This is a genomic window from Nocardia sp. NPDC004278, assembly GCF_053602975.1.
Genome location: NZ_JBSGEQ010000010.1, coordinates 141,898 through 167,158, shown reverse-complemented (window position 1 = coordinate 167,158; position 25,261 = coordinate 141,898). Strand labels below are relative to the sequence as shown.

Annotated in this window: 26 protein-coding genes; 14 read left to right on the top strand and 12 right to left on the bottom strand. The window is 65.2% G+C overall.

The window, feature by feature from the left end; all coding sequences use genetic code 11:
• Positions 1–70: 70 nt before the first annotated feature.
• On the bottom strand, positions 71–166 hold the full coding sequence (locus tag ACWEO2_RS18170) for a DUF2510 domain-containing protein (protein WP_452406437.1): 96 nt from the start codon (positions 164–166) through the stop codon (positions 71–73).
• 160 nt (positions 167–326) lie between these two features.
• Complete coding sequence (locus tag ACWEO2_RS18165; RefSeq protein WP_452406363.1) at positions 327–503, bottom strand: hypothetical protein; 177 nt, start codon at positions 501–503, stop codon at positions 327–329.
• 90 nt (positions 504–593) lie between these two features.
• Between ACWEO2_RS18165 and ACWEO2_RS18160 the strand changes: the two genes are divergently transcribed.
• Entirely contained in the window at positions 594–1,145 is a 552-nt protein-coding gene (locus ACWEO2_RS18160) for a hypothetical protein (protein WP_452406362.1), read from the top strand.
• 152 nt (positions 1,146–1,297) lie between these two features.
• Here ACWEO2_RS18160 and ACWEO2_RS18155 read toward each other — a convergent pair whose 3' ends face one another.
• The gene (locus tag ACWEO2_RS18155) at positions 1,298–2,287 is read right to left on the bottom strand and encodes an alpha/beta hydrolase (protein ID WP_452406361.1); all 990 of its coding nucleotides are present in this window, start codon (positions 2,285–2,287) and stop codon (positions 1,298–1,300) included.
• A gap of 495 nt (positions 2,288–2,782) precedes the next feature.
• Between ACWEO2_RS18155 and ACWEO2_RS18150 the strand changes: the two genes are divergently transcribed.
• Complete coding sequence (locus ACWEO2_RS18150; RefSeq protein WP_452406360.1) at positions 2,783–3,577, top strand: alpha/beta fold hydrolase; 795 nt, start codon at positions 2,783–2,785, stop codon at positions 3,575–3,577.
• 92 nt (positions 3,578–3,669) lie between these two features.
• Here ACWEO2_RS18150 and ACWEO2_RS18145 read toward each other — a convergent pair whose 3' ends face one another.
• On the bottom strand, positions 3,670–4,293 hold the full coding sequence (locus ACWEO2_RS18145) for a TetR/AcrR family transcriptional regulator (RefSeq protein ID WP_452406359.1): 624 nt from the start codon (positions 4,291–4,293) through the stop codon (positions 3,670–3,672).
• A 121-nt stretch (positions 4,294–4,414) separates the two neighbouring features.
• Here ACWEO2_RS18145 and ACWEO2_RS18140 point away from each other — a divergent pair, with 121 nt between their 5' ends.
• Together ACWEO2_RS18140 and ACWEO2_RS18135 are read left to right on the top strand one after the other, a co-directional pair.
• Positions 4,415–5,467, top strand: a complete 1,053-nt coding sequence (locus ACWEO2_RS18140; RefSeq protein ID WP_452406358.1) for an aldo/keto reductase — start codon at positions 4,415–4,417, stop codon at positions 5,465–5,467.
• Positions 5,468–5,631: 164 nt separating this feature from the next.
• Positions 5,632–6,567: an acyl-ACP desaturase gene (locus tag ACWEO2_RS18135; RefSeq protein ID WP_452406357.1), complete on the top strand. Its 936-nt coding sequence runs from the start codon at positions 5,632–5,634 to the stop codon at positions 6,565–6,567.
• A gap of 162 nt (positions 6,568–6,729) precedes the next feature.
• Here ACWEO2_RS18135 and ACWEO2_RS18130 read toward each other — a convergent pair whose 3' ends face one another.
• From ACWEO2_RS18130 to ACWEO2_RS18115, 4 genes are all read right to left on the bottom strand, one after another.
• Positions 6,730–7,305, bottom strand: a complete 576-nt coding sequence (locus ACWEO2_RS18130; RefSeq protein WP_452406356.1) for a TetR/AcrR family transcriptional regulator — start codon at positions 7,303–7,305, stop codon at positions 6,730–6,732.
• 106 nt (positions 7,306–7,411) lie between these two features.
• Positions 7,412–8,539: an agmatine deiminase family protein gene (locus ACWEO2_RS18125; protein WP_452406355.1), complete on the bottom strand. Its 1,128-nt coding sequence runs from the start codon at positions 8,537–8,539 to the stop codon at positions 7,412–7,414.
• Between the two features lie 415 nt (positions 8,540–8,954).
• Entirely contained in the window at positions 8,955–9,299 is a 345-nt protein-coding gene (locus tag ACWEO2_RS18120; RefSeq protein ID WP_452406354.1) for an ArsR/SmtB family transcription factor, read from the bottom strand.
• The gene (locus ACWEO2_RS18115) at positions 9,296–9,748 is read right to left on the bottom strand and encodes an SRPBCC domain-containing protein (RefSeq protein WP_452406353.1); all 453 of its coding nucleotides are present in this window, start codon (positions 9,746–9,748) and stop codon (positions 9,296–9,298) included. The genes ACWEO2_RS18120 and ACWEO2_RS18115 overlap by 4 nt, the downstream gene beginning before the upstream one ends.
• Before the next feature lie 243 nt (positions 9,749–9,991).
• Between ACWEO2_RS18115 and ACWEO2_RS18110 the strand changes: the two genes are divergently transcribed.
• The 4 genes from ACWEO2_RS18110 (at position 9,992) to ACWEO2_RS18095 (ending at position 13,629) form a co-directional block, all read left to right on the top strand.
• Positions 9,992–10,453, top strand: a complete 462-nt coding sequence (locus ACWEO2_RS18110; RefSeq protein WP_452406352.1) for a hypothetical protein — start codon at positions 9,992–9,994, stop codon at positions 10,451–10,453.
• A 218-nt stretch (positions 10,454–10,671) separates the two neighbouring features.
• Positions 10,672–12,093, top strand: a complete 1,422-nt coding sequence (locus tag ACWEO2_RS18105; protein WP_452406351.1) for an amidase — start codon at positions 10,672–10,674, stop codon at positions 12,091–12,093.
• 18 nt (positions 12,094–12,111) lie between these two features.
• Entirely contained in the window at positions 12,112–12,279 is a 168-nt protein-coding gene (locus tag ACWEO2_RS18100) for a hypothetical protein (protein ID WP_452406350.1), read from the top strand.
• A gap of 111 nt (positions 12,280–12,390) precedes the next feature.
• Positions 12,391–13,629, top strand: coding sequence for a cytochrome P450 (locus ACWEO2_RS18095; protein WP_452406349.1), 1,239 nt, complete (start codon positions 12,391–12,393; stop codon positions 13,627–13,629).
• Positions 13,630–13,639: 10 nt separating this feature from the next.
• Here ACWEO2_RS18095 and ACWEO2_RS18090 read toward each other — a convergent pair whose 3' ends face one another.
• The gene (locus ACWEO2_RS18090; RefSeq protein ID WP_354959008.1) at positions 13,640–14,527 is read right to left on the bottom strand and encodes a LysR family transcriptional regulator ArgP; all 888 of its coding nucleotides are present in this window, start codon (positions 14,525–14,527) and stop codon (positions 13,640–13,642) included.
• A gap of 65 nt (positions 14,528–14,592) precedes the next feature.
• Between ACWEO2_RS18090 and ACWEO2_RS18085 the strand changes: the two genes are divergently transcribed.
• From ACWEO2_RS18085 to ACWEO2_RS18065, 5 genes are all read left to right on the top strand, one after another.
• Positions 14,593–15,222 (top strand): LysE/ArgO family amino acid transporter, encoded by a 630-nt coding sequence (locus ACWEO2_RS18085; RefSeq protein WP_452406348.1) that lies wholly within the window; start codon positions 14,593–14,595, stop codon positions 15,220–15,222.
• A 127-nt stretch (positions 15,223–15,349) separates the two neighbouring features.
• Complete coding sequence (locus ACWEO2_RS18080) at positions 15,350–16,165, top strand: hypothetical protein (RefSeq protein WP_452406347.1); 816 nt, start codon at positions 15,350–15,352, stop codon at positions 16,163–16,165.
• Positions 16,166–16,215: 50 nt separating this feature from the next.
• Positions 16,216–17,031 carry an N-acetylmuramoyl-L-alanine amidase gene (locus tag ACWEO2_RS18075; protein ID WP_452406346.1) on the top strand — a complete coding sequence of 272 codons (816 nt, stop codon included), beginning with the start codon at positions 16,216–16,218 and terminating at the stop codon, positions 17,029–17,031.
• A gap of 113 nt (positions 17,032–17,144) precedes the next feature.
• The gene (locus tag ACWEO2_RS18070) at positions 17,145–19,409 is read left to right on the top strand and encodes an MMPL family transporter (RefSeq protein WP_452406345.1); all 2,265 of its coding nucleotides are present in this window, start codon (positions 17,145–17,147) and stop codon (positions 19,407–19,409) included.
• Positions 19,406–20,086, top strand: coding sequence for a TetR/AcrR family transcriptional regulator (locus ACWEO2_RS18065; RefSeq protein WP_452406344.1), 681 nt, complete (start codon positions 19,406–19,408; stop codon positions 20,084–20,086). The genes ACWEO2_RS18070 and ACWEO2_RS18065 overlap by 4 nt, the downstream gene beginning before the upstream one ends.
• Positions 20,087–20,119: 33 nt before the next feature.
• On the opposite strand, the gene ACWEO2_RS18060 is transcribed toward ACWEO2_RS18065, so the two are convergent.
• Positions 20,120–21,478: a DUF2252 domain-containing protein gene (locus ACWEO2_RS18060; protein WP_452406343.1), complete on the bottom strand. Its 1,359-nt coding sequence runs from the start codon at positions 21,476–21,478 to the stop codon at positions 20,120–20,122.
• Between the two features lie 89 nt (positions 21,479–21,567).
• Positions 21,568–22,311, bottom strand: coding sequence for a glucose 1-dehydrogenase (locus tag ACWEO2_RS18055; RefSeq protein ID WP_452406342.1), 744 nt, complete (start codon positions 22,309–22,311; stop codon positions 21,568–21,570).
• Positions 22,312–22,663: 352 nt separating this feature from the next.
• Between ACWEO2_RS18055 and ACWEO2_RS18050 the strand changes: the two genes are divergently transcribed.
• Complete coding sequence (locus tag ACWEO2_RS18050) at positions 22,664–23,632, top strand: alpha/beta fold hydrolase (RefSeq protein ID WP_452406341.1); 969 nt, start codon at positions 22,664–22,666, stop codon at positions 23,630–23,632.
• On the opposite strand, the gene ACWEO2_RS18045 is transcribed toward ACWEO2_RS18050, so the two are convergent.
• Positions 23,629–25,026: a WS/DGAT/MGAT family O-acyltransferase gene (locus tag ACWEO2_RS18045; RefSeq protein ID WP_452406340.1), complete on the bottom strand. Its 1,398-nt coding sequence runs from the start codon at positions 25,024–25,026 to the stop codon at positions 23,629–23,631. The genes ACWEO2_RS18050 and ACWEO2_RS18045 overlap by 4 nt on opposite strands.
• Positions 25,027–25,261 lie beyond the last annotated feature (235 nt).

The window sequence follows — 25,261 nt, the reverse complement described above, 5'->3', positions numbered from 1 at the left end:
GCTCCTATGGCGTCGAATACGGTCGGGCGACCACCATCCGACTACCTTCGACCACCCCCTGACCCCGCTTTCATTGGCGGGGGTGAGTCTGGTTGGTCCACTGGTATCCGTCGAACCAGCGCAGTAGCGCGGGATTCGAGTGATCGGGATACCAGCCGGGGGCCATCGATGTGGAAGCCGGGGGGCGTCGTCGCGAACTCGAGCCCACGATCAACACGATCGGCAACACGATGACCGCGAGGATCACGAGAAGTAAGAGTATGAGCTCAAGTCCCATGCAGTCAGTATGTAGGACCCCGCGCCCCGCGGCCACCTGGCCCGCGGCATCATTCCGCCTCGGCCCGCTCGCCGCCGTCATGGTAACGGGAGAACATCGGCGTCCGGGTAGCGTTGCGCGTCGATTTCGCAACGGTTTTCAGCAACATGCGCGGAACACGGAGATTCGGGCAAATCCCCATGAAGAAAACCGACTGGAATTCGGAAATTCGGTATCCCATCGACATTCGTCAATTGGGCGGCGCATGCTTGTACTTGTCTCGGTGTCGTTTGTCCGGGGGGGAACATCAAAGGAACCGGCAACGATTGGAAGGCAAATGGTCTTCAAGAAATTGCTCGCGACCGCGTTTATGGCCGTCGCGGCGACCGGCATGGCCACGGTCACCGCACATGGCGAGGCCGGGCTGGCGGATGTCAGCTTCACCGCTTCGGACGGCCCGATCGCCTACACGACGAGTCTGGCGGCGGATCACACCAGCGCACTGGTGACCCTCGCCTCCGGCAGATTCGACCTCGCGCCGGATGCCGTCAATGTGCTCGCGGACGACGGTGCGATAGTCGGCACGATCCCGACGACACTGCGCACCGAGGCGGGGCAGGCGCTTGCGGTGACACCGGCGCTGGACGGCACCGGCACGCAACTGAGCCTGACGCCGGTCGGCGGTCCGTCCGATGAGGTCATCGCGTCGCAGAATATGCCCGGTGTGCATCAGGCATGGGGACCGATGTCCATTGCCATCGGTGCGACCTTCGGCTGCATGGTGGGCGTTGCGATCGGGATCTGGTTCTTCCTGGTCGGAGCCATCATCGGATGCGCAATCGGCGCAGCCTGGGGCGCCATGATGGGCCTCTACATGCCGTCCATGTGATCGGTGGATCAGTGGCGGTGATCGAACACAATGACCTGCGGGCCGGGCGACCATTGGCCGCCCGGTCCGCCGCTGTCTACGCCCGCCCGGGAAACGACATGAGCATGTCGTTGCGCGACCGCAGGTTTCGGATCGGCACTTGTCGGTGCGCGTTATACGCCGAGCGCATCGAGAATCATCGGCCGCGCCGTCGCGAGCGCTTGCTGCCAGTAGGGCCAGGTGTGTGTTCCGTTGACGATATCGATTCGAGCGGCAATTCCCAACGCCGCCACTCGATCACGGAACATTTCGGCGGAGATCTCCGTTATCGACTCCAGGCCCATTGCATTCACCGTATTGCCCACCCCTTGTGGCAGGTCGAGCGGACCGGGCGTGCCATTGCCGGTCCAGAGGTATATCGGCAGTCCGCGCAGCAATTCGGCCTGCTCGGTGGCGTCATTGCGGTTCCATGCCGGATCCCCGGCCGGACCCCACATATCGTCGAGATTGAAGTTGCCCTCGTCCCACAGGGCAGCGCGCATCGCTTCGTTCCAGAGCGGAAATGTCGGGTGCACGAACCCCGAAAAGGATCCGGCAAACTTGAACTGATCGCGATGGTAGCCGGCCAACGTCAGTGCGGCACTTCCGCCCATCGATGCGCCGACAATGGCGTTGTTGGTACGTGACACGCCGAACCCTGCCAGGAAGGCAGGCAATTCCTGGGTGAGGAAGGTTTCCCACTTGTACGTGGTCGCCTGATTGTTGGTACTACTCGGTCGATACCAGTCGGTGTAGAAACTCGACCGACCGCCGACCGGAAACACCAACGTGACGTTGTCGCCCGCGAACTGGCGCAGCGCATCGGTATCCGTCGTCCACTGACTGTGGTCGTTCGGCGCGCGGAGACCGTCGAGCACGTAGAGTGCCGCGCTCCCGCCGCGCGCTGCCCACTGCACCTGGACTTTGATCGGCCCCATACTGGACGGCGCGAAAAGTTCCTCGAAACCGCCTGCTGGCGTGCGCAGTATCTGTGCGTGCGGCGGCGCGGCAATAACCACCGCCCCGCCGATCCATGACACCAGCACAGCTGTCGCCATGACAATGCCGACCTTGCTCAGCCAACCACGAACAAATCCCCACCCGTCCCCTGTTCGCTCTGCCACGTCCACTCACACCTCCTGCTCGTTTTCTGACAAGTTGCCGAACGGACCCGAATTCCGCCGCCATCCAGGCCGGGTTGTTCGTACACGCCCGCACTCCCGCGCGCCCGGAATCGGGAAAAACCATCATAGATTGTGCCGCATTTGCTCTCGAGCCTGGGAAATCCGGATCAGATCACCTGGATCAGCGGCGCATTCGTTATAATCCGGCCGCTGGTCGCGGACGGGATGTGGCATATACCTGCACGTCGAATTGGTCGGCAGGAAATGGTTTGGGTGGGATGAGGTTCGGGGAGGACGCCGAGCGCATAATGGCCGCCGGAGACCGTCACGTCTTTGCGGACACGGTGCCGTCTGTGTCGAAGTCGCCAACGTGCGGCCCTGACCAGCGAGAATGATTGCGATAGCCCAGCGTGTATGTGCCGTGGTGGGCTCGGCCGAATGCCACGGATCCGACAAACAGCTCGCGCTGACGGCGATCTGAATAGACTTGGGCCCGTGCGGAAAACGGCGAAGGTAAACGATGACCAACTGGTGAGCTTTATCGATCACGGCGGCACCGGACCCGCGGTGTTATTGCTGCACAGCTATCTGATGGACGCCGATATGTTCGCCCCACAGGTGCAGGCGCTCGGCGGGGCGTTCCGGCTCATCGCGATGGACGAGCGTGGCCACGGTGATACTCCGGCCGAGAACCCGTTCACCTATTGGGATGTGGCTCGCGACGCGCTCGGCCTCCTCGACGAGCTCGGGGTGGCCCGGAGCGCGGTAATCGGTACGAGCCAGGGCGGGTTCATCGCCCTGCGCATGGCACTGCTGGCGCCGCAGCGGGTAGCCGCACTCGCGCTGCTCGGCACCTCGGGCAGTGCGGAGGATCCGGAGGTAGCCGCCGGGTACCGCCAAGCGGCCGCCGCCTGGCGCGAAAACGGTCCGACCCAGGAACTGCTCGATCTCAATGCCGCGATCTGCCTGGGCCAGCACGATGCGACGGAGTGGCAGGCCAAGTGGCGTCGGCTGTCCGGGGACCATATCGACCGCGTGCTCACCCCACTGGTCGAGCGGGACAGCGTGCTCGACCGCGCGCCCGAAATCGGCTGCCCAGCACTGGTTCTGCACGGTTCCGCCGACGCCGCCTACGCCGTCGACCGCGCCCGCGAGCTGGCAGCGGCCCTGCCGAACGCCGAACCTCCGGTGATCATCGACGGCGGCGCGCACTTCCTGAGCCTCACCGACGCCGAAGCCGTCAACCCACACCTGCGGGCGTTCCTGGACCGGTCACTGGACGTCGAATAGGACGGCTTTACGGTCCGCACCTCGCCTCGTCGGTCGACTTCGCCAGCGCGAAAACCGGTCGGCCACCTGACACCGCCATCGGGGTGACTGTGTCAGGTCGCGCGACCGCCAGGGGCGCCGTACCGCAGCCCGTCGATGAGCAGATCGACCATGCGCTGGGCATGGTCCTTATCGGCGGGTAGGCACAGGTTGGCCACCGCTTGCAGCAGCTCGTAGGGCGCGATATCGGCGCGGATCGCACCTGTGGCCGCCGCCGATTCGAGCAGAGATCCGAGAGCGGGCACCAGGTGCTGCTGGAAGTAGGCGGGTAGGGGCTCGAAGGCAGGGTCTCCCGAGTGCAGCGCCGCGGCGAGTCCGCGTTTGGTTGCGATGAAGCCGGTGTACCTGTGCAGCCAGCGCGCCAGTGCCGCATCGGGCTCATACTCGGCCGCCAGTACGGGGGCCGCGTCGGCGCAGGCGTCGACTTCCTGTTGAAAAACGGCCACGACCAGGTCGGAGCGCTGCGGGAAGTGGCGGTAGATGGTGCCGAGGCCAACGCCCGCCCTGGTGGCGATCTCCCGCACCGGGGCGTCCACACCCGATACGGCGAAAACAGCCTTGGCCGCGTCCAGTACCGCCGTGATATTGCGCTGCGCATCGGCGCGTACCCGACGTCCGGACGCGCTGCGCCCCGTACCGGGTGCACCCGGGGTGTCGCCGTGCTCGATCTCGCCCAATCCCGCTCCTCCTCTTGCTTTACCGGAACAATGTTCCGTATAGTTTCGGAACATTGTTCCGATTGGTTGATGGTAGGGCACGCATACGGTGCCGACCACCGACCCCGCCCTGAGGAGAGCCATGAACTACCGCACGCTGGGCCGAACCGGCATAAAGGTCAGCCCGTACTGCCTGGGCGCCATGATGTTCGGCGCCGTGGGCAACCCCGACCACGACGACTCGATCCGGATCATCCACAAGGCCCTGGACGCGGGAATAAACTTCATCGACACCGCCGATTTCTACTCCCGCGGCGAGTCCGAGACGATCGTCGGCAAGGCCATCAAGGACCGCAGGGACAATGTCGTGCTCGCCACCAAGGCGCACCTCCCCATGGGGGAAGATCCCAATCAGCAAGGCAATTCGCGGCGCTGGCTGGTACGCGCACTCGACGATTCGCTGCGCCGACTGCAAACCGACCATGTCGATCTGTTCCAGGTCCACCGTCCGGATCCGTCGGTCGATGTCGAAGAAACGCTCTCGGCGCTGTCGGACCTGGTCCGCAGCGGCAAGGTCCGGGCCATCGGTACTTCCACCTTTCCCGCATCGGACATTGTCGAGGCGCAGTGGGTTGCCGAGCGCCGAGGTCTGGAGCGCTTTCGCACCGAGCAGCCGCCGTACTCGATCCTCAATCGCGGCATCGAGCGCGAGGTGCTGCCGGTCTGTCAGCGCTACGGAATGGGCACGCTGGTCTGGAGTCCGCTGGCGGGCGGCCTGCTCACCGGCCGTTACCGTAAGGGTCAGCAGCCCAATAGTCATCGGGCCAGCTTCGGCTTCCGGCATCTGCGCGACGAGCGTCGGCTCGACGCTATCGAGCAACTCATCCCCGTCGCCGAAGAGGCCGGGATGTCGTTGACGCACCTGGCTCTCGCGTTCGTGATCACCCACCCGGGCGTGACCTCGGCGATCATCGGTCCGCGCACCATGGACCACCTCGACGACGTGCTCGCCGGTGCGGAGACGATCCTGAGTGACGAAGTTCTCGACCGGATCGACGCCATCGTGGCGCCCGGTACCGATATCGGAATGCTCGACATGGCCTACAACCCACCCGCCATCGAACAGGCCCGCCTGCGCCGCCGCCCGACCGACGACCGCGCCGTCAGCGCGGACATCGTCCTCAGCTACCAGTGATCCTGCACTTCCCTTCGGTCGGCCACTCGGTCAATCGACCGGGTGGCTGCGCACCAAACTCGATCGCGCTCGACTAAGGTGTAGGCGAGCTCGCACAGTCAAAAAATGCGTGAACAGCGGTACGTTCCGTGGTTTTTCCACCGAATCGAAAGGCGCTGTAGGCAATGGATTTGACACAAGTCGAGTTACTCACCGAACTGGAACCAGTGGTCGCGGCCAATGTCGACCGGCATTTGGCCACCGCCAAGGACTGGTGTCCGCACGATTATGTGCCCTGGGACGAGGGCCGCAACTTCGCGGCAATGGGTGGCCAGGATTGGGATCCCGAGCAGTCACGGCTCTCGGAGGTCGCCAAGGTCGCGATGGTCACGAATCTGCTGACCGAGGACAACCTGCCCTCCTACCACCGTGTGATCTCGGAGAACTTCTCGCAGACCGGTGCCTGGGGCACGTGGATCGGCCGCTGGACCGCGGAGGAAAATCGCCACGCCATCGCCATGCGCGACTACCTGGTATGCACCCGCGCCGTCGATCCGGTCGCCTTGGAGAACGACCGGATGGTGCATCTGACTCGTGGTGTGCACGCCCCGGAGGGCTTCGGCGGTGTGCTCGATCAGGTCGCGTATGTGACGTTCCAGGAGTTGGCGACCCGGGTCAGCCATCGCACCACAGGACGTGTCTGCGACGACCCGATCGCCGACCGGATGCTGCAGCGCATCGCGGCCGACGAGAACCTGCACATGATGTTCTATCGCAACATCACCGGCGCTGCGTTCGACATCGCTCCCGACCAGACAATGGAGGCCGTGACCCACGTCGCGAAGACCTTCGCGATGCCGGGTACCGGCATGCCGAACTGGCGTCGCAATGGCGTGTTGATGGTCAAGCATGGAATCTACGATTTGCGTCAGCACTTGGACGAGGTGCTGTTGCCGGTCCTGCGAACATGGAATGTCTTCAAGCGCACCGACTTCACCGCGCGCGGCGAGCGCAGCCGCGAAGAACTCGCCGAGTACCTCGACAAACTCGGTCGCGATGTCATCCGCTTCGAAGAACAGCGCGACCGCATCCTCGCCCGCGAGGCGGCGCGAGTCGGGTAGCGCACTTGGATGTCACGGTCATCCGCGACCGTGACATCGTGGCCGGCGCCGAATCCCGTGTCCCGCGAGCGATCTCGACGCGGGTAGTTCGAGCGCGGCCAACTCCTGTCCGAGTTCCACTGCGCGGCAGTCGAGTTCGGATGTTGTGCAGTACCCGCGGGCTCAGGCGAGGTCGCGCAATTCGCGACTGATGGCGTGGGCGAGGACTTCCCTGGCTCGGTCGAGGGTGATCGAGCCGCTGTGCCAGCGTTCGCTGAGTCCTTCGACCAGGGCGGTGAGGTGTTCAGCAGTTGCGGCCGCGTCGATATCGGAGGCGACGGTACCGGCCTGTCGGGCTTGGGCGATGAGGGTTTCGACGTCGTTGTTCCATGCCCGCGTGGTGGTGTCGAGAGGTTCGCGCAGGTCGGGGTTGAACACAGCGCTGGCGCGTAGCTCACCCCAGGCGATGCTGTTCACCCGCACCTCGTCGTCATCTTGGAGTTCGAGCATCAGCATCTGTTCGAGCTGAGTGCAAGGGTCGGCCTCGATGAAGGCGCGGTCGGTGTAGTCCTTGGCTCGGTGGTTGATGTGTTCGAGCGTGGCGTGCAGGACTCCGGAGCGGTCTTTGAAGTGGTAGTAGATCAGTGCCGTGGACACGCCCGCTTCCGCGGCGAGTTTCTCGATCCGCAGCCCACGCACTCCGTCTTGGGCGATGACACGGACGGCGGCTTCCAGGATCTGCGTTTGACGCTGCGACACAAGTCCTCACAGTAGGGGCAGGGTGCGGCCGAGCCGGAAATGCGGGGTTGTCGGCCCGGCCGCGTCGGCTGGCGAATTTGCCGGAGTTCAACGGTCGCCGACGAGGTTAGTCGGCGGGTTCCTGCTGAGTGGTGCAGTGGATACCGCCACCACCGGCGGCGACGCCGTCGATATTGATCTGCACGACCTCTCGGCCGGGGAACAGGCGCTCCAGGGTGGTTTTGGTGGCCGGATCGGTGTCCGGATCACCGAATTCGGGGGCGATGACCGCACCGTTGCAGACGTAGAAGTTGATGTATCCGGCGGCGAAGTCGTCATCGGCGAAGGTCTCCCGCACCGTCGACGGGCCCTCGAGGACCTCGACCCGAAGGGGGCGACCGTGGACATCGGTGGCCGAGTGCAGGATATCGAGGTGGCGGCGAGTGACGTCGTAGTCGAAGGAGTCCGGTTCGTTGTCCAGTCCGGCGACCACCACGCCCGGGCTGGCGAAGCGGGCGTAGAAGTCGGTATGGCCGTCGGTGATGTCCTCGCCCGCGATGCCGGGCAGCCAGATCACCTTCTCGATGCCCAGCAGGTAGGCCAGCTCCTCCTCGACATCGCGCTTGCGCCAGCCGGGGTTGCGGTTGTTGTTGAGCACACAGCTTTCGGTGATGATCGCGGTGCCCTCCCCATCGACTTCGATGCCGCCGCCCTCGAGCACCAGATCTGTGTGCCGGGTCTCGACTCCGGCGCGGCCGGTGACGAACCCCGCGACCTCGGCGTCATGGCGGTCCTCTTGTTTGTTGCCCCAGCCGTTGAAATTGAAGTCCACCCCGGCCTTGGTGTTGCCGCTGTTGACGAATACCGGCCCGGTGTCACGCATCCACAGATCATCGATCTCGGCGGCGATCAATTCGACGTTCGCGCCACCCATGAGGCTCTGTGCCAGCCCCATCTCGCCCGGCCGCACCAGCATCGATACCGGTTCGAAGCGGGCGATGGCGGTCGCGATGGTCGCCAGATTGCGTTGCACCTCCGGTAGCAGCCTGCCGCCCCAGATCCGTTCGCTGGCACCGAAGGCCATCCAGGTCCGTCTGTGTGGCTGCCCTTCCTCGGGCATCATCCACTTTCTCCCATCGTCATGTTTATAGCTGGTGCGATCGCCGCGCATCGGCGACGACGAATCGTCGCAACCCGCCAGCAGCAGGCTGCCCATGGCGGCCAAACCTGTCTGCACGAATGTGCGCCGTCGCATCCTTAACTCCCTGTCGTCTCTGGGCGTCCGCGCGACGGAGGTCGGCATCGGACGCCAGTGAGCCCATTCGCGCCGCGACCGCGCCTGAAGTGCGAGCGAGCGCATGACAATCCAGGACACTAGATCCTGACTAAAAATTTAGTCAAATTCGGAGTTGTGTGCCGACCCGGTACTGCGCGGTGGTCGGTCACCGCCTTCGCGCGCTGGACAGAGCCCGCCAATCGGGAGCCGCACGCCGAGATCGCCCATGCGGCACTGCGTGACTTGCGAACCCGCGCAACAACTCTCGGTGTTGAAATTGCCTAATTGCGTGAGAAGTCGTGTTGGGCAACGGATATCGGAGCAGGTGGCCCCTGCCGCGACGGAAGTCGTTGCGGCAGGGGCGGGGAGCATCAGTTTCGAGATTCGCGCGAATTCACTGCTGTGCGTCTTTGCTGCGCTGAATGGTCTCGGCAATCCGCTTGATGCGCCGGAGCCTGGCGTCCCACGCCGCCCCCACCGAGGACAGTTGCGCGACCGCGCGGGCAAGTTGCGCCTCGTCCACCCGGTACCTCCGTTCTCGCCCGGCGGGCGTGGCGTGCACCAAGCCGACACGGTCGAGCACGCCGAGGTGTTTCGCGATCGCCTGTCGTGTCACGGGCAGCTGCCCGCTGAGGCTGGTGGCCGTGCCGCCGCCATCCGCCAGGAGTAGATCGAGCATCCGCCGACGGGTCGGATCCCCGACCGCGGACCACAGGTCGTCGTCGACGGCGGTGGTCATGGGGTCGACACCAGCCGCGCGAGGTAGTCCCCGAGCTGGGGAATGAAGGTGTTCCAACCGCTGCTGTGGTCCCGGTACACTTCCTCCAATTTCGCTGCCTCCCAGCCCATTTCGCGGAATCCGGTCTCGGTCATCCGAATTCTGGTGCCGGCACCCGATGGGGTCAGCTCGAAGGTGACCAGCAGCGTGTCGGCGGAGTTGTCGACCTTGTCGCCGGGATAGCCCCAGCGGAATGAGAACAGTCGAGGCGGCTCGGCGTCGACCACGGTGATCGGAACGACCTGCGCCCTGTTGTCCCAGACGAGCTCGCCGACCGCGCCGGGCGTGGCCTCGACCGAGGCATCGTCGCTCCACCATTCCGAGATGTGCTCGGGGCTGCTGACGACCTCGAAGACCACCTCGGGCGAGGCGTCGACGTGGATCTCTCGTTCGATGCTTCCGTACTCCATACTCTTCCTCCATGTGCAATGTTTGGTTGCGCATGACGGTAGTCGACGTCCCGCGCATGCGCAACTATTGGTTGCGCATTTGCTGGGATCGAGGCAGCGCACAGGCGTTGATCGCATCGGAGACCGTTGGGTGCGGGCGTTAAACTGCTGATCGAGTCGGCAGTGCCTCGTCTCGCGAGTGCGGCAACATCGAGCGTGCCCGGCTAGGTCGGTTTGCTGTCCCCGTCGCAGGGAGGTGGTGCCGTGTCCATTCGTCGAAGTGTGCTGGTGGCAGTCGTTCTGTGTGCGTTGTCGGTGCTGGGCGCGCCGCAGGGGCATGCCTACCCGTCCGGTGCGGGCAATGGGGGCTGTCGGCAAGGCAGCGTGATGACCGGCCGGTTGGTCCCCGGCACCGGTAGCGCGGGTCAGAACATTCGGCGTGCTGCCACCCTGTGGGAGTGCGTCAGTTCGCTGCTTCCGGGTATCGAGGCCGGACAGTTCAGTGTGACGATTCCGTGGAACGCACCCGGTGCGACCAGCGCGGCCACATTTGCGTGGTCGGATGGCAGCGTCAGCTCAGCGACCGGGTTCGGCAATGGCCTGTGGTTGATCACCGACGGACCGGCGAGTGGCCACGGCATCCAGGTGGATGTGGCCGACACTTGGAACGGCTGGTACTACAGCTATGCCGACGTCGCCGTCACCTCGGCGACCTTCCTCTCCTGAACCTGGCCGCACGCGTGTGCCTTTGAGCTACGGTTCGGGGTAGCAGTCGACGGTGGCGGCGGGGGGCGATTCGGGACGTACTCGCGGTAAATGTCCGCAGCCCATGAGCGCATCGGGGCACGCAGGTGTGTCGGTAGCTGTGAAGAGTGTGTATTCCGAATTCGCCCGCCGGGCGCCGCAGCGTGGCAGGATCGGCGTGGATGACGGATGGGGATGTGATGGCTGAAACTGATTCGACGGCAACGGTATTCACAACGATCGCGGAGGCGGCGGCCCGGCTGCGGCGGGGCGAGGTGAGTGCGACGGATCTGGTGGAGGGCGCGCTGTCCGCCGCGGATGCGCACGACGAGACATTCGGAGTGTTCCTGACCCGGTTCGAGGAGCGGGCTCGGGCGCGCGCCGCCGAGGTGGACCGGAAGATCGCGGCGGGGGAGCGGCTGGCGCCCTTGGACGGGATTCCGTTGGGGGTCAAGGATATCTTCGCGCATTCGGCGGGGCCGACCACGGCACAGAGCCTGGTCTTGGACCCGGAGTGGGGGAAGTCGGCCGGGGATGCCGCAGTGGTGCGGCGGCTCGAGCAGGCAGGGGGGATCGTGGTCGGAAAGACCACCACCATGGAGTTCGCGATCGGGGTCCCCGATCCGGAGAAGCCATTTCCGATACCGCGGAATCCGTGGGACGTGCAGCGCTGGGCGGGCGGGTCCAGTTCGGGATCTGCCAGCGGCCTCTTGACCGGGGCATTTCTGGGTGCGGTCGGCACCGATACCAGCGGCAGCCTCCGAATTCCCGCCGCCTTCTGCGGAATCACCGGATTCAAGCCGACATTCGGCCGGGTGCCGAAATCCGGTGTGGTGCCGCTGGCCTACACCCTCGACCACGCGGGGCCATTGGCTCGCACGGCCGCCGACTGCGCCTTGCTGCTTGAGGTTTTGGCCGGTCACGATGCCGAAGATCCGTACAGCTCGAATGAACCGGTCGCCGACTACACGGCCGCGCTCAGCGGCGATCTGCGCGGCATCACCATCGGCGTGGACGATCTCGATCGCTTCGTCGGCGACGGACGGGATCCGCAACAGCCGCAACGGTTCTCGGCGGCCATCGATGCCCTGCGCGAAGCGGGCGCGACCATCGTCGCGATCGAGATCCCCATGTACGTGGAGACGACAGCGACCGCCCTGGTCGTGCTGGCCGCCGAATCGGCCGCCTACCACCGGCCGACCCTGCGCTCCCGCTACCAGGACTACGCGCGCGGCAGTCGCGTCGTCTTCGCTGCGGGCAATTCCGTCAGCGGGGCGGATTATGTTCAGGCCCAACGTGTTCGGCATGTCGCGCAGCGTCGGATGGCGGAGCTGTTCACCGAGGTGGATCTGGTGGTCACCCCGACCGGCCATCTCGGCGCCCCGCGCATCGACGCCATGGAGCAGCTGAACCCGGTGAGCGTGCTCGCGGGATTGCATACGCCGTACTGGAATTCGCTCGGCAATCCCACCATTGCGGTGCCGATCGGACTCACCGCCGATGGCGTGCCCCTGTCCATCTCGATCAGCGGCAATCACTTCGACGAGGCAACCGTGCTGCGCGCGGGCGATGCCTTCCAGCGGCGCACCGATCACCACCGTCTGACACCCATGCTGTCCTGAAGTTCGAAAGGTATTGCCATGAGCACCGATTCGACGTGGCCCTGCTCCGACGAGGAGAACGCGGCCATCACCATGCTGGAGCAGATCCTGCAGGGGATGGCGGGTCTGCTGGACTCGGTCGAGGACGCCCGATATATCGACCCCAGCGGCGGCTATGTGCCGTACCGGGGAGTGCCGCCGAGCTGATTCGGCAGCCATACGCCGCAGGGGTGGGGCGGTGAATTCGGCTCTACCTCCGCGGTATTCGACGTAAGCGGCATGCGCGTCGAATTTGTTCCACCGTTTGGAGTTAGTTTCGTGACCACCCCGCAGTCTCCGTCCTGTCCCGTTCCGCACGGCTCTCCGATTGCTACCGACGGCGAACGCGCTCCGCTCTACACCCCGGAGTTCGCCGCCGATCCGCACCGCGCCTATCGGGAGATGCGCAGGAAATACGGTTCGCTGGTACCGGTGGATCTGGCTCCCGGCATTCCCGCGACCTTGGTGGTCGGCTATCGCGCCGCAGTGCGCATCCTGCATGATCCCGGGCGCTTTCCGCGTGATCCGCGCACCTGGCAGCGCGACGTTCCGCCGGACTGCCCCGTCTTGCCCATGATGGATTGGCGCCCAACTCTTTTGCACAGCAATGGCGAGGTGCACGCCAGATACCGGGAAGTGGTGAATGCGGCCATCGAGGGTGTCGATCTGCATGCGTTGCACACCACCGTGGCAGAGATCGCCGTCCCGCTGATCAATGCGTTCTGCCAGACCGGGTCGGCGGATTTGATCGCCCAGTACGCACTTCCGCTCGCCTTCACCGCGATCAATGCCGTCCTGGGCTGTCCGCCCGAAATCGGCGGGCGCACCGCGCTCGGTTTGGCGGCGATGTTGGATACGGTCAATGCCGCCAAGGGAAATGAACTCGTGCACGAGGCATTGACCGAGCTGATCGCGCTCAAGAAGGACGAACCCGGTGACGACATCACCACTCGACTGCTACAGCATCCCGTCGGCCTCGACGATTCGGAAGTACTAGAACATGTGATGCTGCTATACGGCGCTGGCATCGAACCGGCGCAGAATCTGATCGCCAATTCGCTGTTGCTGATGCTCACCGATGACCGCGTCGCCGACAATATGCTCGGCGGCAGCCTGTCCACCCGCGACGCCCTGGACGAGGTGTTGTTCACCGATCCGCCGCTGGCGAACTACTGCATCACCTATCCGCGCCAGCCCATTCTGATCGACGAAATATGGCTGCCCGCACACCAACCCGTCCTCATCAGCATGGCCGCGTGCAATAACGACCCCGAAATCGGTGGGGAGCATACCGGGAACCGCTCGCATCTGGCGTGGAGCGCGGGCCCGCATGCCTGCACCGCAAAGTCCATGGCGTACTTGATAGCTCAGGACGCCATCGACCAATTGCTCGACGCAATACCGGAATTGCGACTTGCGACTCGGGCGGCCGAGCTCACCTGGCGGCCCGGTCCGTTCCACCGGGCGCTGACGGCACTCCCGGTGACATTCCCCAAAACGCCAGCGTGGAGCGTCTGAGCAGACAAATTCACCGCAGCGCATCGGCCGCGGCTGCGGCGATCGCGCCAGCGACCGCACCGAGCGCAGGGGAATCGACCTTCCACTGTTGCCAGTACAGCGGAACATCAATATAGGAATCCCCATCGATGGGTGCGAGGTCGCGCCCGGCCCGGCCGCCGCGGGTCTGCAGATCCGGCAACATCCCCCAGCCGAGCCCGATCCGAATCGCCTCGGCGAACCCGGCAGATGACGGCACATAGTGGCGTGGTGGATCGACCGGCTGCTTGCACCGACGTCGCAAATGCCGGTCCTGCAGATCGTCCTTGCGATCGAAGAGCACCACCGGCGCGGCGGCATACGCCTTGGCAGTCGGCCCATCCGCGAACCAGGTCCGCGCGAACCGCGGATTCGCCATGGGCCGATACCGCATCGCGCCGAGCTTCTCGACCCGGCAGCCCTGCACCGCCGCCGCCGTGGCGGTAATCGCCGCCATTACCGTCCCATCGCGCAGCAGCCGCGTCGTGTGCTCCTCGTCTTCGCGGTGTATCTCGAAACACACACCGGCCGGTGCGTGCCGTAGCGCCGGCATCACCCACGTTTCCAGTGAGTCGGCATTGACCGCGATCGGCACCCGGATGGGCCGATCCGCGGGTCGATCGGCATCACCGAGTTCGCGTGCGGTGTCACCGGAGAGCAGTTCGATCTGCCGGGCCAGCCGCAGCACCGCGAGTCCGGATTCGGTGGGGCGCACCGGTTTTGTGCGTTGCAGCAGAATGCGACCGGCCGCATCCTCCAGTGCCTTGATGCGCTGACTGACCGCCGACGGCGTCACGCGCAGACTGCGCGCGGCCGCGTCGAAGGTGCCCTCGGTGACCGCCGCGTTGAGTGCGCGGAGCTGATCCAGCTGCAGATCCATTAAGAAATCGTAAAGGTACTTCAGAATCTTTAGCTGGTCTGGTGCGCTGTGCGGATCTAGCGTCGATGTATGTGACGGCATCATCGGCGGCCCTGGCGGCCATCTCGGGACTCGGCTTCGGACTTTCCCTGATCGTGGCGATCGGCGCGCAGAACGCCTTCGTCCTGCGGCAGGGTCTGCGTGGGCAGCATGTGCTGGCGGTGGTCGCGGTCTGCACGGTGTCCGACGTGGTGCTGATCGCCGCCGGTGTCGGCGGGTTGGGGGTTGTCATCGAGTCCGCCCCGGTGGCGCTGACGGTCATCCGTTACGCCGGTGCGGCCTTCCTGACGGGCTACGGGGTGCTCGCGGCGCGGCGCGCCTTCGCCGCGGCATCGCTGACCACCGAAACCACCGGCGCAACCGTCGCGCTCGGCGCGACCGTGCTCACCTGCCTGGCGCTGACCTGGCTCAACCCGCACGTGTATCTGGATACGGTGCTACTGCTCGGCTCCTTCGCCAACACTTATGCCAGCCCCGACCGCTGGTTCCTCGGGGCGGGCGCGATGCTCGCCAGCGTGCTCTGGTTCACCGCACTCGGCTATGGCGCCCGCAAGCTCGGCCCGCTGTTCGCCCGCCCGAGTGCCTGGCGGGTCCTGGATTCGGTGATCGCGGCCGTAATGTTCGCCCTTGCGCTGGGCCTATTGCTGACCAGCTAGGCCCGCTGTGCAGGGCTAAGCTTGCGTAAACGCTGCAACGCCGCAGGACCGGATTGCGATCAGTACGTGACTGGTTCGGTGGTGCAGGGTGGGGATGGCCGCCCCAGGCGTGAGAGGTGGGCAGGCAGTGAGTTATCCGTACGGCTATGGGGAGCAGCCGCCACGGCAGGATCCGGCGCCCTGGGGGCAGCCGGTGGGCTATCCGGAGCAAACGGGCTGGGATCACACCGGCTATCCGGCGGGATATCCCGGTGCGCCCGCGTCGGGCCAGCCGCCGCGGCCCCCGAAGTCCAGGACCGGGGTCCTCGTGGCGCTCGGGCTGGTCGCGGTGCTCGCCGTGGTCAGCGTCGTCCTGGTTGTCTTCGTCGGCCGCGATAAGGGCCGATCGCAGGCAGCCGATTCCACCGTCACTGTCGTCCCGGCGACGAGTGTGCCGGGCTCGATCACCCAGCGACCGACCACGACGACACCACGCCCAGGCCAGCCGTCCTCGGGCAAACTCACCTACAACGACTTCGCCAAGGACTGGAATTTCAAATTCGACAATGTGGAACTGCACGCCGACTGGGTCGAGGGTCGCGATCACGCCAGCTGCCGGGATTTCGAGGTGGACGGCAAGCTCACCGGATTGGGCTGCCAGTACGCCGCTGAACTGGTGTATCGGGCCGAGGGCGGCGGACTGAAGATCACCCAGTTCCTCATCGCCATGTCGGATGAGGGACAGGCCGCCGCCGCGCTCGGCAAGTTCAGCGATGCGGATCTGCACCTGCGCTCGGGCACCTATATCGATCATTTCGTCACGGGCAAATGGCGCGATGGGAATGAGAAGCAGTTCGTCGTGGTCACCGTGGCCACGGCGACCGGAGCCGTCGATGTGGAGACGGTCAAGAAGTATCTGCAGTACCGGCACGCCGATACGCTCGGCGCGCTGGCGTTCCGCTAGCGATCGCTGAGCTGATGAAGCGTTCGCAAGCCTGTGGCAGTGTCGAAGTCATGCGACTCCGAAGCTGGAATACGACGGCCGCGATCTGCGCGTGGGGCCTGCTGCTCGGCGGATGCGGACACGGCGCACCCACGCCGACCAAGGCATCGGATACGACGTCTTCAGGCGCGATGCCGCGGACGGAGGCCGGACCGATATCGACGCCCGCACGCTTTATCGCCGATGATCGCGTGGTCGTCATCGATCCCGGACACAACGGTGGCAATGCCGCAAACCCCGGGGAGATCAACCAGCAGGTGCCCGACGGTCGCGGAAAGACCAAGGCGTGCAACACCACCGGCACCTCGGCCATCGACGGATACACCGAGCACGAATTCAACTGGGACGTCGCCGATCGGGTTCGGGACACATTGGCCGCCCGCGGTATTCGCGTCGTCATGACCCGCGACGACGATACGAGTGTCGGCCCGTGTGTCGATGAACGCGCCGCCATCGGAAACCGCAGTGGCGCAGCGGCTGTCGTCTCGATCCATGCCGACGGCGCCGCCGCGGGCGCACATGGCTTCCACATCGCCCACTCGTCGCCACCGCTGAATTCCGCACAGGAAGAGCCGTCTCAGCGACTGGCGACAACGTTGCGCGACACCATGATTCGTTCCGGTCTCACCCCGTCCACCTATGTCGGGTCGGACGGTATGAACCCGCGCGCCGATCTGGCCGGTCTGAATCTCTCGGAACGCCCTGTCGCGCTGGTCGAATGCGGAAATATGCGCGACCCCGGCGATGCCGCGCTGATCGAATCTCCCGACGGCCGGGCCCGCTACGCGGACGCCATCGCGAGCGCCATCGCCGCCTTCCTCGGGTAGGTGACTTTCGTGATCGGGATCACCGACTGCGTGCGGAGCGGCCCTATACCTCCTGAGATAGCGGCGTTACGCTAACGCTGTTACCTCGAGCGCAGTCGAACAGGGAGTCGCTCATGCTTGTACGGATCGCCCATCTGGCCACCCGGCATCCACGTACGATCCTGCTCGCCGCGGCACTATTGGCCGTGCTCTGCGGTGCATTCGGCGCATCGGTGACCGCACATATGAAGACCGGCGGTTTCACCTCCAGCGATGCCGAATCGTCACGGGCCGCCGAGCTCATCGCCGATAACTTCGGCGGCGCCGAACCCAACCTCATCCTGCTCGTCCGCGACAATGCGGGCGCGGACAGCCCGGCCGCCAAGGCCGCGGGCACGAAGGTGGTCGATACGCTGCGCTCGCGCGGTGACGTGATCGGCATCCAGTCCTACTGGAGCACTCCGCAGCCGCTGTCCACCGCATTGCGCAGCAAGGACGGCAAGAGCGCGCTGGTGATCGGCTACATCACGGGAGGCGAGACCACGGCGCAAAAGGTCGCCGGTGAGATCGCCGAACAAGTGGTCGGAAGCAATGACGGCGTCAGCATCGCTCAAGGTGGACTCAGCTCGATCTACCACGACGTGAACGGACAGATCACCCACGATCTCGCGGTCGCCGAGGGCGTGGCCATCCCGCTGTCGTTCATCGTGCTGATCCTGGTCTTCGGCAGCCTCGTCGCGGCCTTCCTGCCGCTGGCTGTCGGTATCTTCGCGATCCTCACTACGTTGGCGATCCTGCGCACCCTCACGGTGTTCACCGATGTCTCGATCTTCGCGCTGAATATGACCACGGCACTCGGTCTCGCCCTCGCGATCGACTACAGCCTGTTCATCGTCAGCCGCTACCGCGAGGAACTCGGCAACGGCCTCGATGTCGAGGCGGCCGTGGTGCGTGCGGTGCAGACCGCCGGACGCACCGTCCTCTACTCGGCGCTGACCGTCGCGCTGTCGGTGGCGGCGCTGGGCGTGTTCAACCTGTACTTCCTGAAATCCTTTGCCTACGCCGGCGTCGCGGTCGTCGCCGCTGCGGCTGCCGCCTCGATCCTGATCCTGCCCGCGGTCCTGATGCTGCTCGGACACCGCGTGAACGCCGGTGATCTGCGAAAGCCATTGGGGCGCTTGCTCGGTCGGACACCGCGCGGGGATCTCGCACCCGAGCAGACCTTCTGGTACCGCACGGTGCAGCGGGTGATGCGCAATGCCGCCCCGGTCGCCATTGTGATCATCGTGCTGCTGCTCGCGGTCGGATCCCCGTTCCTCGGCGTGAAATTCGGCTATCCCGACGATCGGGTGCTCAATACCGGCGCGTCCGCCACCAGTCGGACGGTCGGCGACGCACTGCGCAGCGACTTCCAAGCCAATACCGCCACCAATGTCACCGTGGTGCTCGACGGGTATCACGGAAACCCGGCCGCCATCGGTGATTACGCCGCTGAACTGTCCAAGGTGCCCGGTGTGGCCGGAGTGCTGTCCGGCGTCGGGGTGTACGCGGGCGGGTCCAAGGTATCGGCCGGACCGCCGCAGATGATCAACGACACCGGCGCATTCCTCACTGTCGCGACCACAGTCGATCCCTTCACCGCCGCAGGGAAGACGCAATTGGCCCAACTGCGCGATGTGCCCAGTCCGGGGCCCGCGCTCTTCGCCGGCGCGGCCGCGGTCAACGTCGACGCCCTCGACGCACTGGGTGCGCGACTGCCCGTGGCCGGTGCGCTGATCGTGCTCGCCACCTTCGTCGTACTGTTCTTGTTCACCGGAAGCTTATTGCTTCCGCTGAAAGCCCTTGTGCTCAACACGCTTTCGCTGACGGCGGCGTTCGGCGCGATGGTCTGGATCTTCCAGGAGGGGCATCTGTCCGCTGTGCTCGGCAGCGACGCGACGGGATATCTGGTCCCGACCATGCCGATCCTGATGTTCTGCCTCGCCTTCGGCATGTCCATGGACTACGAGGTGTTCCTGCTGTCGCGCATCCGCGAGGAGTGGTTGGCCTCTGGCCGCACGGCGGCGGACAGTAACCGCGCTGTTGCGCTCGGCGTCGCCCGTACCGGCAAGATCTTCACCGCCGCCGCACTGTTGATGGCCATCGTGATGGCCGCCATGGTCACCTCGAAGGTATCGTTCATCCAGATGATGGGCCTCGGACTGACCTTGACGGTGCTCGCGGACGCCACGCTGATACGCGGCCTCCTGGCGCCCGCCCTCATGCGAATGTTGGGCACCGCGAACTGGTGGGCGCCCGCGCCACTTGCCAGGATGCACACCAAGATCGGGTTGCGCGAGGACGAATCCATAGCCGGCGCACCCGAATCCGGCAAACCCGAACTGGCTCGGCGGAGGTGAACTTCACCCGTCGGCAGCGCTCCGCGCGCGGCACAGGTGAGGGGCTGCGCGCCGAAATCATAGATGCCACAAAGGGTTTGCTGGCTCGCACCGGTCAGGTGGACGCGGTCTCCATTCGCGCGATCGCCAAGATCGTCGGCGTGACCCCGCCGTCGATCTACCGCCATTTCGCGGATAAGGATCAGTTGATCGATGCGGTGGTGGCCCAGGTATTCGAGGATCTGGACGCGGTGATGTCGGCTGCGAGCGATCCGAACGAGTCGCCGATGGAGCGGCTGCGCCAGCAGGGACTGGCCTATGTGCGCTTCGCCAGAGCGCATCCCGAGCACTACCGGCTGGCCACCATGCCCGGTGCGACCGCTGGCGCGGTCGATCAGGTGTTGACCAGCAGTGCCTTCGCGCATTTCGCAGCGACCGTTACCGAGTGCATGAACCTCGGCATGATCACTCCCGGCGACCCGGTGCCGGTGGCGCTGGAACTGTGGTCGAGCGCGCACGGGATCGCCTCGCTGCTGATCGCGAAACCCTATCTGCCGTGGGGAGATCTCGACGCATTCACCGATCGGGTACTGAGCTCGGTATGTGTCGGTCGGGTCGTCATCGACAATGTCCTCGGTGCGGAGGTAACCCCCGATGAGGTCGCACAGTGGCTCGAGGCGAACCGCCGGCAGCCCTGATCCCTTGGGCGGCACGGTGATAGGAGCCAGTCCTCAGGCCGCCGTGGCCTCGATCCGCCCCGACGCGATCGCCGCGAGCAGCGCGTCATGGTCGGCATTCGTCTGATCCGCGTATGCGATGGCGAACTCGCCCATCGCCCGCTCGAAGGCATCGCCGGTACCGAGATATGCGGCGATCGCGGCACGGTCACCGGAACGTGCGTGCGCCCGAGCCAAGGTATGCCCACAGAGCGTGGCGTAGTCGCGGAGCACGGTACGGCTCATATCCTCGATGACCGCCGAACCCTTCATATCCCGCAGCTGGCGCACGTAATAGCTGCGCTGATCCGATCCAGTGGCCCAGCCGAGAAAGATATCGCTCGCCGCCTGAATCAGCCGCTGCCCGTTGACAACCCGATGGCCGTGATGTCGAAATTTGCTGGGCTTCAAATGCGGCGCGAGCACCGACTCCTCGGCCTCCTTCACCTGCAGAAATAGCGGACTGCCGGTGTTCTGCCCGGCGAGCAGCACAATGAAGCATCGCGTCCCGACACTGCCGACGCCGACGACCTTGCGCGCGATATCGACTATCCGATGCCGTTGCAGCAGTACCTGCCGGTCCTCGCTCAGTGTTTTGTGATAGTCGGTGACGACTCGGTCGATAACCGCCGCGTCCAGCTCTTCGATCGGCACCAGTAGCGGCGGCCGACTCCGAATATGCGGCGTGCCATCCGGACCCGGCTCGGTGAGCTTGCCGAGCGCCTGCAAACTGGTGTTGGCCCGAGCCTTGTTGATCACCTTCTCGACATCCTTGCGCTGCTTGGGTGCTCGCACCAAGACCGCCGCTTGCTCGGCATCGACCCGCTCGTACCACACGCTCATCTCATCGAGTCCGGCCAGTCGAATCATGGACTCCCGGTACCTTCGAGCCGCCGCGAGCACCGCCGCCTGCGCATCGCCATCACTGAACCCATTCGCCCGCGCCGCCACCGCGACACTCGCGACCAGCCGCTTCACATCCCATTCGAATGGCCCCGGCAGGGTCTCATCGAAATCGTTCAGGTCGAACACCAACGCGCGCTCCGGCGAGGCGTACAACCCGAAATTCGACAAATGCGCATCCCCGCACAACTGCACTGCCAACCCGGTATCGGGCCCGGCGGCCAAATCGGCCGCCATGATCGCGGGCGCCCCCCGGAAAAACGCGAATTGCCCCGCCGCCATCCGCCCATACCGAATCGGCACCAACTCCGGCACCCGACTGGCCGCCTGACGCTCGAGCACCCCAACCGGATCCGCCCGATCCGCCGGTACCGCCCACACCCCCAATGCCGACCGAGAAACCCGCCGCCGAGCCGCCCGCCCAACCTCACCCGAGGCCCGCGCGGTGGTCACAGTGCTCGGCTCCGCCATCCGCCCAGTCTCACCCCGCACTCGGCCCGCGGCAACTACCCGGCCATCGCGGGAGTGTCATCGTCGCCGTCCGGGTCGTGCAGGCGAGGTCAGGAGAAGGTCTTGTGCGGGACGCCTACGGTGAGGCCGCCATCGATGACGAATTCGGCGCCGGTCGAATATGAGGATTCGTCGCTGGCCAGGTAGGTCACCAGGGCGGAGACCTCGGCAGGGTCGGCGGCGCGGCCGAGCGGGATCTGCAGGAAATCCTCCGGGATGCCCTCGGTCATCGGGGTGCGGATCAGGCCGGGATGGATCGAGTTGACGCGAATTCCGTACTGCGCCAGCTCGAGTGCGGTGGATTTGGTCAGGCCGCGGACGGCGAATTTGGTGGCGGTGTAGCCGTGCAGACCAGGACTGCCGCGCATGCCCTCGACCGAGGAGATATTGATGACCGAACCGCCGCCCGCCTCGATCATTGCGGGCGTCGCGGCCTGCATGCCGAGGAAGGTGCCGGTGAGATTGATGTCGATGATCTTCTGCCACTCCGCCAATTCGAAGTCGACGAGCAGGTTGCCATTGACGATGCCCGCATTGTTCACCAAGACGTTGAGCGAACCGAACCGCTGCACCGCCTCGGCGACCGCATCCTGCCACTGCTGCTTTTCGCGCACATCGAGGTGTACGTAGGCGGCGCTATCGCCGATTTCCTTGGCGAGTGCGGCGCCCTCGTCATCGAGGATGTCGCCGAGCACCACCCGCGCGTCCTCGGCCACCAGCGCCCGCGCGTGCGCGGCGCCCATTCCGCGCGCCCCGCCACTGATCAACGCCACCTTGCCGGTCAACCGCCCCATCGCGGCCTCCTCTCGAATCCGTCGAACTACTGAAACACGTTACAGAGGATTCGCTGATCCGTTTCCACATCGGTATCGGCCAATGGGACACGGCACCAGCCTGAACAAGGTTCGCTTCCCGTCGCCGGTGCCCGCTGGTTCCCGCATCCGCGGCCGGGCCGACAGCGTGAGCATCGCGGAGGTTCCCGGCGGTCTACACCAGGCGACCGTCGAACGCGAGGACGGCGATCAGGCCCGCCTGCATCGCCGAGTGCGTCGTCCGGGCCCTGGTCTGAGTCCTGCCGGGTCCTGTGGCATCATCGATGTAGAACGCGTTCTAGTACTACCGCGGACTGCGCCGAGGAGGTCGACGATGACGAATCCGGATCCGGACGCGGTGGTGGCGATGCGACGGTTCTCCCGGCGTTCGGGAGTTCCCGATATTGCGCAGGTGCCCGGCGGACGGCTCATCGACCTGCCGGGCCGTGGCCGCACCTACGTCGTCGATATACCGGGACCCGAGGGCGCGCCGACCCTGATCCTGCTGCACGCCACCGCCTGCACGGGCTACCTCACCTGGTTCCCCGCACTCGACGCACTCGCCGAGCGCTACCGGGTGATCGTCTTCGACCAGCGTTGGCACGGCCGTGGCATCCGCTCGGCGTGGTTCTCGGTGCAGGACTGCGCGGACGATGTCGTTGCCATTGCCGATGCACTCGGCGTCGAGCGGGCCATATTGGCCGGATATTCCCTCGGCGGTGTCGTCGCATTGCTTGCCGCGCACCGGCATCCGGATCGGGTGAGCGGTCTGGTGTTGTGCGCGACACCATATCGATTCCAGGAAAAGCTGCGCGAGCGTGCCTTTCATCTGACATTCGGCGCATTGGCCGCAGCCATCGGTCCCTATTCGTACCGCCGCGCCGAGGAACATGCCGGACAGCTGTCCGATATGCCGGAGCACACCTGGGCGCCGGGACAGCTGAATCGCTGGGCGCTCAATGAATTTCGCAGCAACAGCGGCTGGGCGATGACACAGGTCATTGCCGAGGTCGGCCGATTCGATTCGACCGCTTGGCTTTCCACGCTGACCATGCCGACCGCCGTCGTGATCACGACGCGGGACCGGGCGATTCCGGTTTATCGGCAGTTGGAGATGGCGACCATGATTCCCGGGGCGAGCATTCATCTGGTCAAGGCCGGTCACGCATCCTGCGTGCTCGAGGCCGACCGCTTCGTGCCGGTACTGCTGGAGGCTTGCGCCGCTGTCGCCACAAGACGGGCGAGGACCTCGAATGCGGCCCTGTTCGGCGGCGATGGCGAACAGGGCAGCGGTGTGGGTTAACCCAGATCGCGTGCCGCGGTCAGCAATTCATTGACGACGCCGGGGACCGCATCGGCGATCGTCTGCAGATCGGGCACCAGTTCCCTGCAGGCGATGAAGCCAAAGTCCAGATCACCGTTATTGGACAGGACGGTGACCGTCAGTCCAGCGCCGTGGAAAACCGGCCCGAACGGATACATCGCCTCGACCTGGTGGCCGAGAAAGTACAGCGGCATCGGCGGGCCGGGAACATTCGACACCACCAGGTTGTGCACCACCGGGTGGCGCTCGGCCAGTTTCAACGACGAATAGACCCGTGCGGCCAGCTGAAAGGTATTCGGCGGGGCGTACTGCGACCAGTCCATCAGGAAGTCCGCGCCGACCAGGGCGTGTTCCTCCTTGGCGTCGCGATTGGCCTCGGCCACCTGCCGCAGCCGCTGCACCGGATCGGCGATATCGGTGCCGAGGTGCGAGAACAGTGAGGAGACCTTATTGATGCCCGCGGTGTGCCGGGAGGTGTCGTGCACCGAAACCGGCACCGAGGCGATCAGGGATTTATCGGGCAGCTCATCGTGCTTCTCCAAGTAGGAGCGCAGTACACCCGCGACGATGGTCAGCACCACGTCGTTGACCTTCACCTCGAAGGCGGCCTTGATCTCCTTGATCGCGCCGAGATCGGCCTCGGTGAAGGCTACCGCGCGGTCCGGGCTGATCGCGCCGTTGAAGGGGGTGCGCGGTGCGGTCAGCGGTAATGCCATGCCCGCCTGGTTGTTTCGTCGCCGCTGCGCGAAATTGGCAACCAGGCCAAGGGTTTTCGGCACCATGCCGACCAGACCGAGCCTGTTCGGCAGATTCGCTACCGCCTCGGCCGCCAACCGCACATCGCTCGGCTGGGGTTCGGGCCGCCATTCCTCGGCCGGTTCGGGCTTGCTCAGGCCGGGTTCCAGATCGCACAGGTGCATCATCATGTTGGTGCCGGTGATGCCGTCGACGGCGGCGTGGTGGTACTTGCAGATGACCGCGACCTTGCCGTCTTCGAGCCCCTCCACCACGTGCATCTGCCACAGCGGGCGACTGCGATCCATTGGCACACTCGCGATCTCGCCGACCAGGTCGGCAAGTTCCTGGCGGCCGACCGGGCGTGGCGTTTCGATGCGTCGAATGTGATAGTCCAGATCGAAGTTCGGGTCTTCCACCCAGACCGGATGATCGAGATTGAACGGCACCTCATGAATCCGCCGCCGCATCTGCGGTATCAGCGGCAGTCGGCGGCCGAGTTCTGCTTTGAATGTTTCGAAGGTGTAGTGCGTGCCCCCTGCGGTGGGATCCAGGATCAGCAGCGCACACACGTGCAGGTGCTGGGTCCCGGTCTCGAGGTACAGGAAGCTGGCATCCAATCCGGTTAGTCGTTCCATAGCGAAAGCCTACTAGAACGTGTTCTAGCCTACCTGGCAAACGAAGGGATGTCGGTCACAGTGGAGTGCTCTATTGTCAAGTGGGCTACCGGCGTTGAACTCATTCGAGGTGTCATCGCTGTGTCAGTGCGTATCCGGGCAATGTGCGCGCCGACACAATTGGCGGCCGCACATTTCGCAATCTACCCGCCATGACGATCCGTCCGGACTCAACCCACCGCGCGACCCCCGTCGT

What these genes read in the sequence shown, in the direction of transcription:
- ACWEO2_RS18170 (WP_452406437.1), bottom strand. Translation starts at nt 166, where the DNA reads ATGGCCCCCGGCTGGTATCCCGATCACTCGAATCCCGCGCTACTGCGC.
- ACWEO2_RS18165 (WP_452406363.1), bottom strand. Translation starts at nt 503, where the DNA reads ATGTCGATGGGATACCGAATTTCCGAATTCCAGTCGGTTTTCTTCATG.
- ACWEO2_RS18160 (WP_452406362.1), top strand. Translation starts at nt 594, where the DNA reads ATGGTCTTCAAGAAATTGCTCGCGACCGCGTTTATGGCCGTCGCGGCG.
- ACWEO2_RS18140 (WP_452406358.1), top strand. Translation starts at nt 4,415, where the DNA reads ATGAACTACCGCACGCTGGGCCGAACCGGCATAAAGGTCAGCCCGTAC.
- ACWEO2_RS18135 (WP_452406357.1), top strand. Translation starts at nt 5,632, where the DNA reads ATGGATTTGACACAAGTCGAGTTACTCACCGAACTGGAACCAGTGGTC.
- ACWEO2_RS18125 (WP_452406355.1), bottom strand. Translation starts at nt 8,539, where the DNA reads ATGCGACGGCGCACATTCGTGCAGACAGGTTTGGCCGCCATGGGCAGC.
- ACWEO2_RS18120 (WP_452406354.1), bottom strand. Translation starts at nt 9,299, where the DNA reads ATGACCACCGCCGTCGACGACGACCTGTGGTCCGCGGTCGGGGATCCG.
- ACWEO2_RS18115 (WP_452406353.1), bottom strand. Translation starts at nt 9,748, where the DNA reads ATGGAGTACGGAAGCATCGAACGAGAGATCCACGTCGACGCCTCGCCC.
- ACWEO2_RS18105 (WP_452406351.1), top strand. Translation starts at nt 10,672, where the DNA reads ATGGCTGAAACTGATTCGACGGCAACGGTATTCACAACGATCGCGGAG.
- ACWEO2_RS18100 (WP_452406350.1), top strand. Translation starts at nt 12,112, where the DNA reads ATGAGCACCGATTCGACGTGGCCCTGCTCCGACGAGGAGAACGCGGCC.
- ACWEO2_RS18090 (WP_354959008.1), bottom strand. Translation starts at nt 14,527, where the DNA reads ATGGATCTGCAGCTGGATCAGCTCCGCGCACTCAACGCGGCGGTCACC.
- ACWEO2_RS18085 (WP_452406348.1), top strand. Translation starts at nt 14,593, where the DNA reads ATGTATGTGACGGCATCATCGGCGGCCCTGGCGGCCATCTCGGGACTC.
- ACWEO2_RS18075 (WP_452406346.1), top strand. Translation starts at nt 16,216, where the DNA reads ATGCGACTCCGAAGCTGGAATACGACGGCCGCGATCTGCGCGTGGGGC.
- ACWEO2_RS18070 (WP_452406345.1), top strand. Translation starts at nt 17,145, where the DNA reads ATGCTTGTACGGATCGCCCATCTGGCCACCCGGCATCCACGTACGATC.
- ACWEO2_RS18060 (WP_452406343.1), bottom strand. Translation starts at nt 21,478, where the DNA reads ATGGCGGAGCCGAGCACTGTGACCACCGCGCGGGCCTCGGGTGAGGTT.
- ACWEO2_RS18055 (WP_452406342.1), bottom strand. Translation starts at nt 22,311, where the DNA reads ATGGGGCGGTTGACCGGCAAGGTGGCGTTGATCAGTGGCGGGGCGCGC.
- ACWEO2_RS18050 (WP_452406341.1), top strand. Translation starts at nt 22,664, where the DNA reads ATGACGAATCCGGATCCGGACGCGGTGGTGGCGATGCGACGGTTCTCC.
- ACWEO2_RS18045 (WP_452406340.1), bottom strand. Translation starts at nt 25,026, where the DNA reads ATGGAACGACTAACCGGATTGGATGCCAGCTTCCTGTACCTCGAGACC.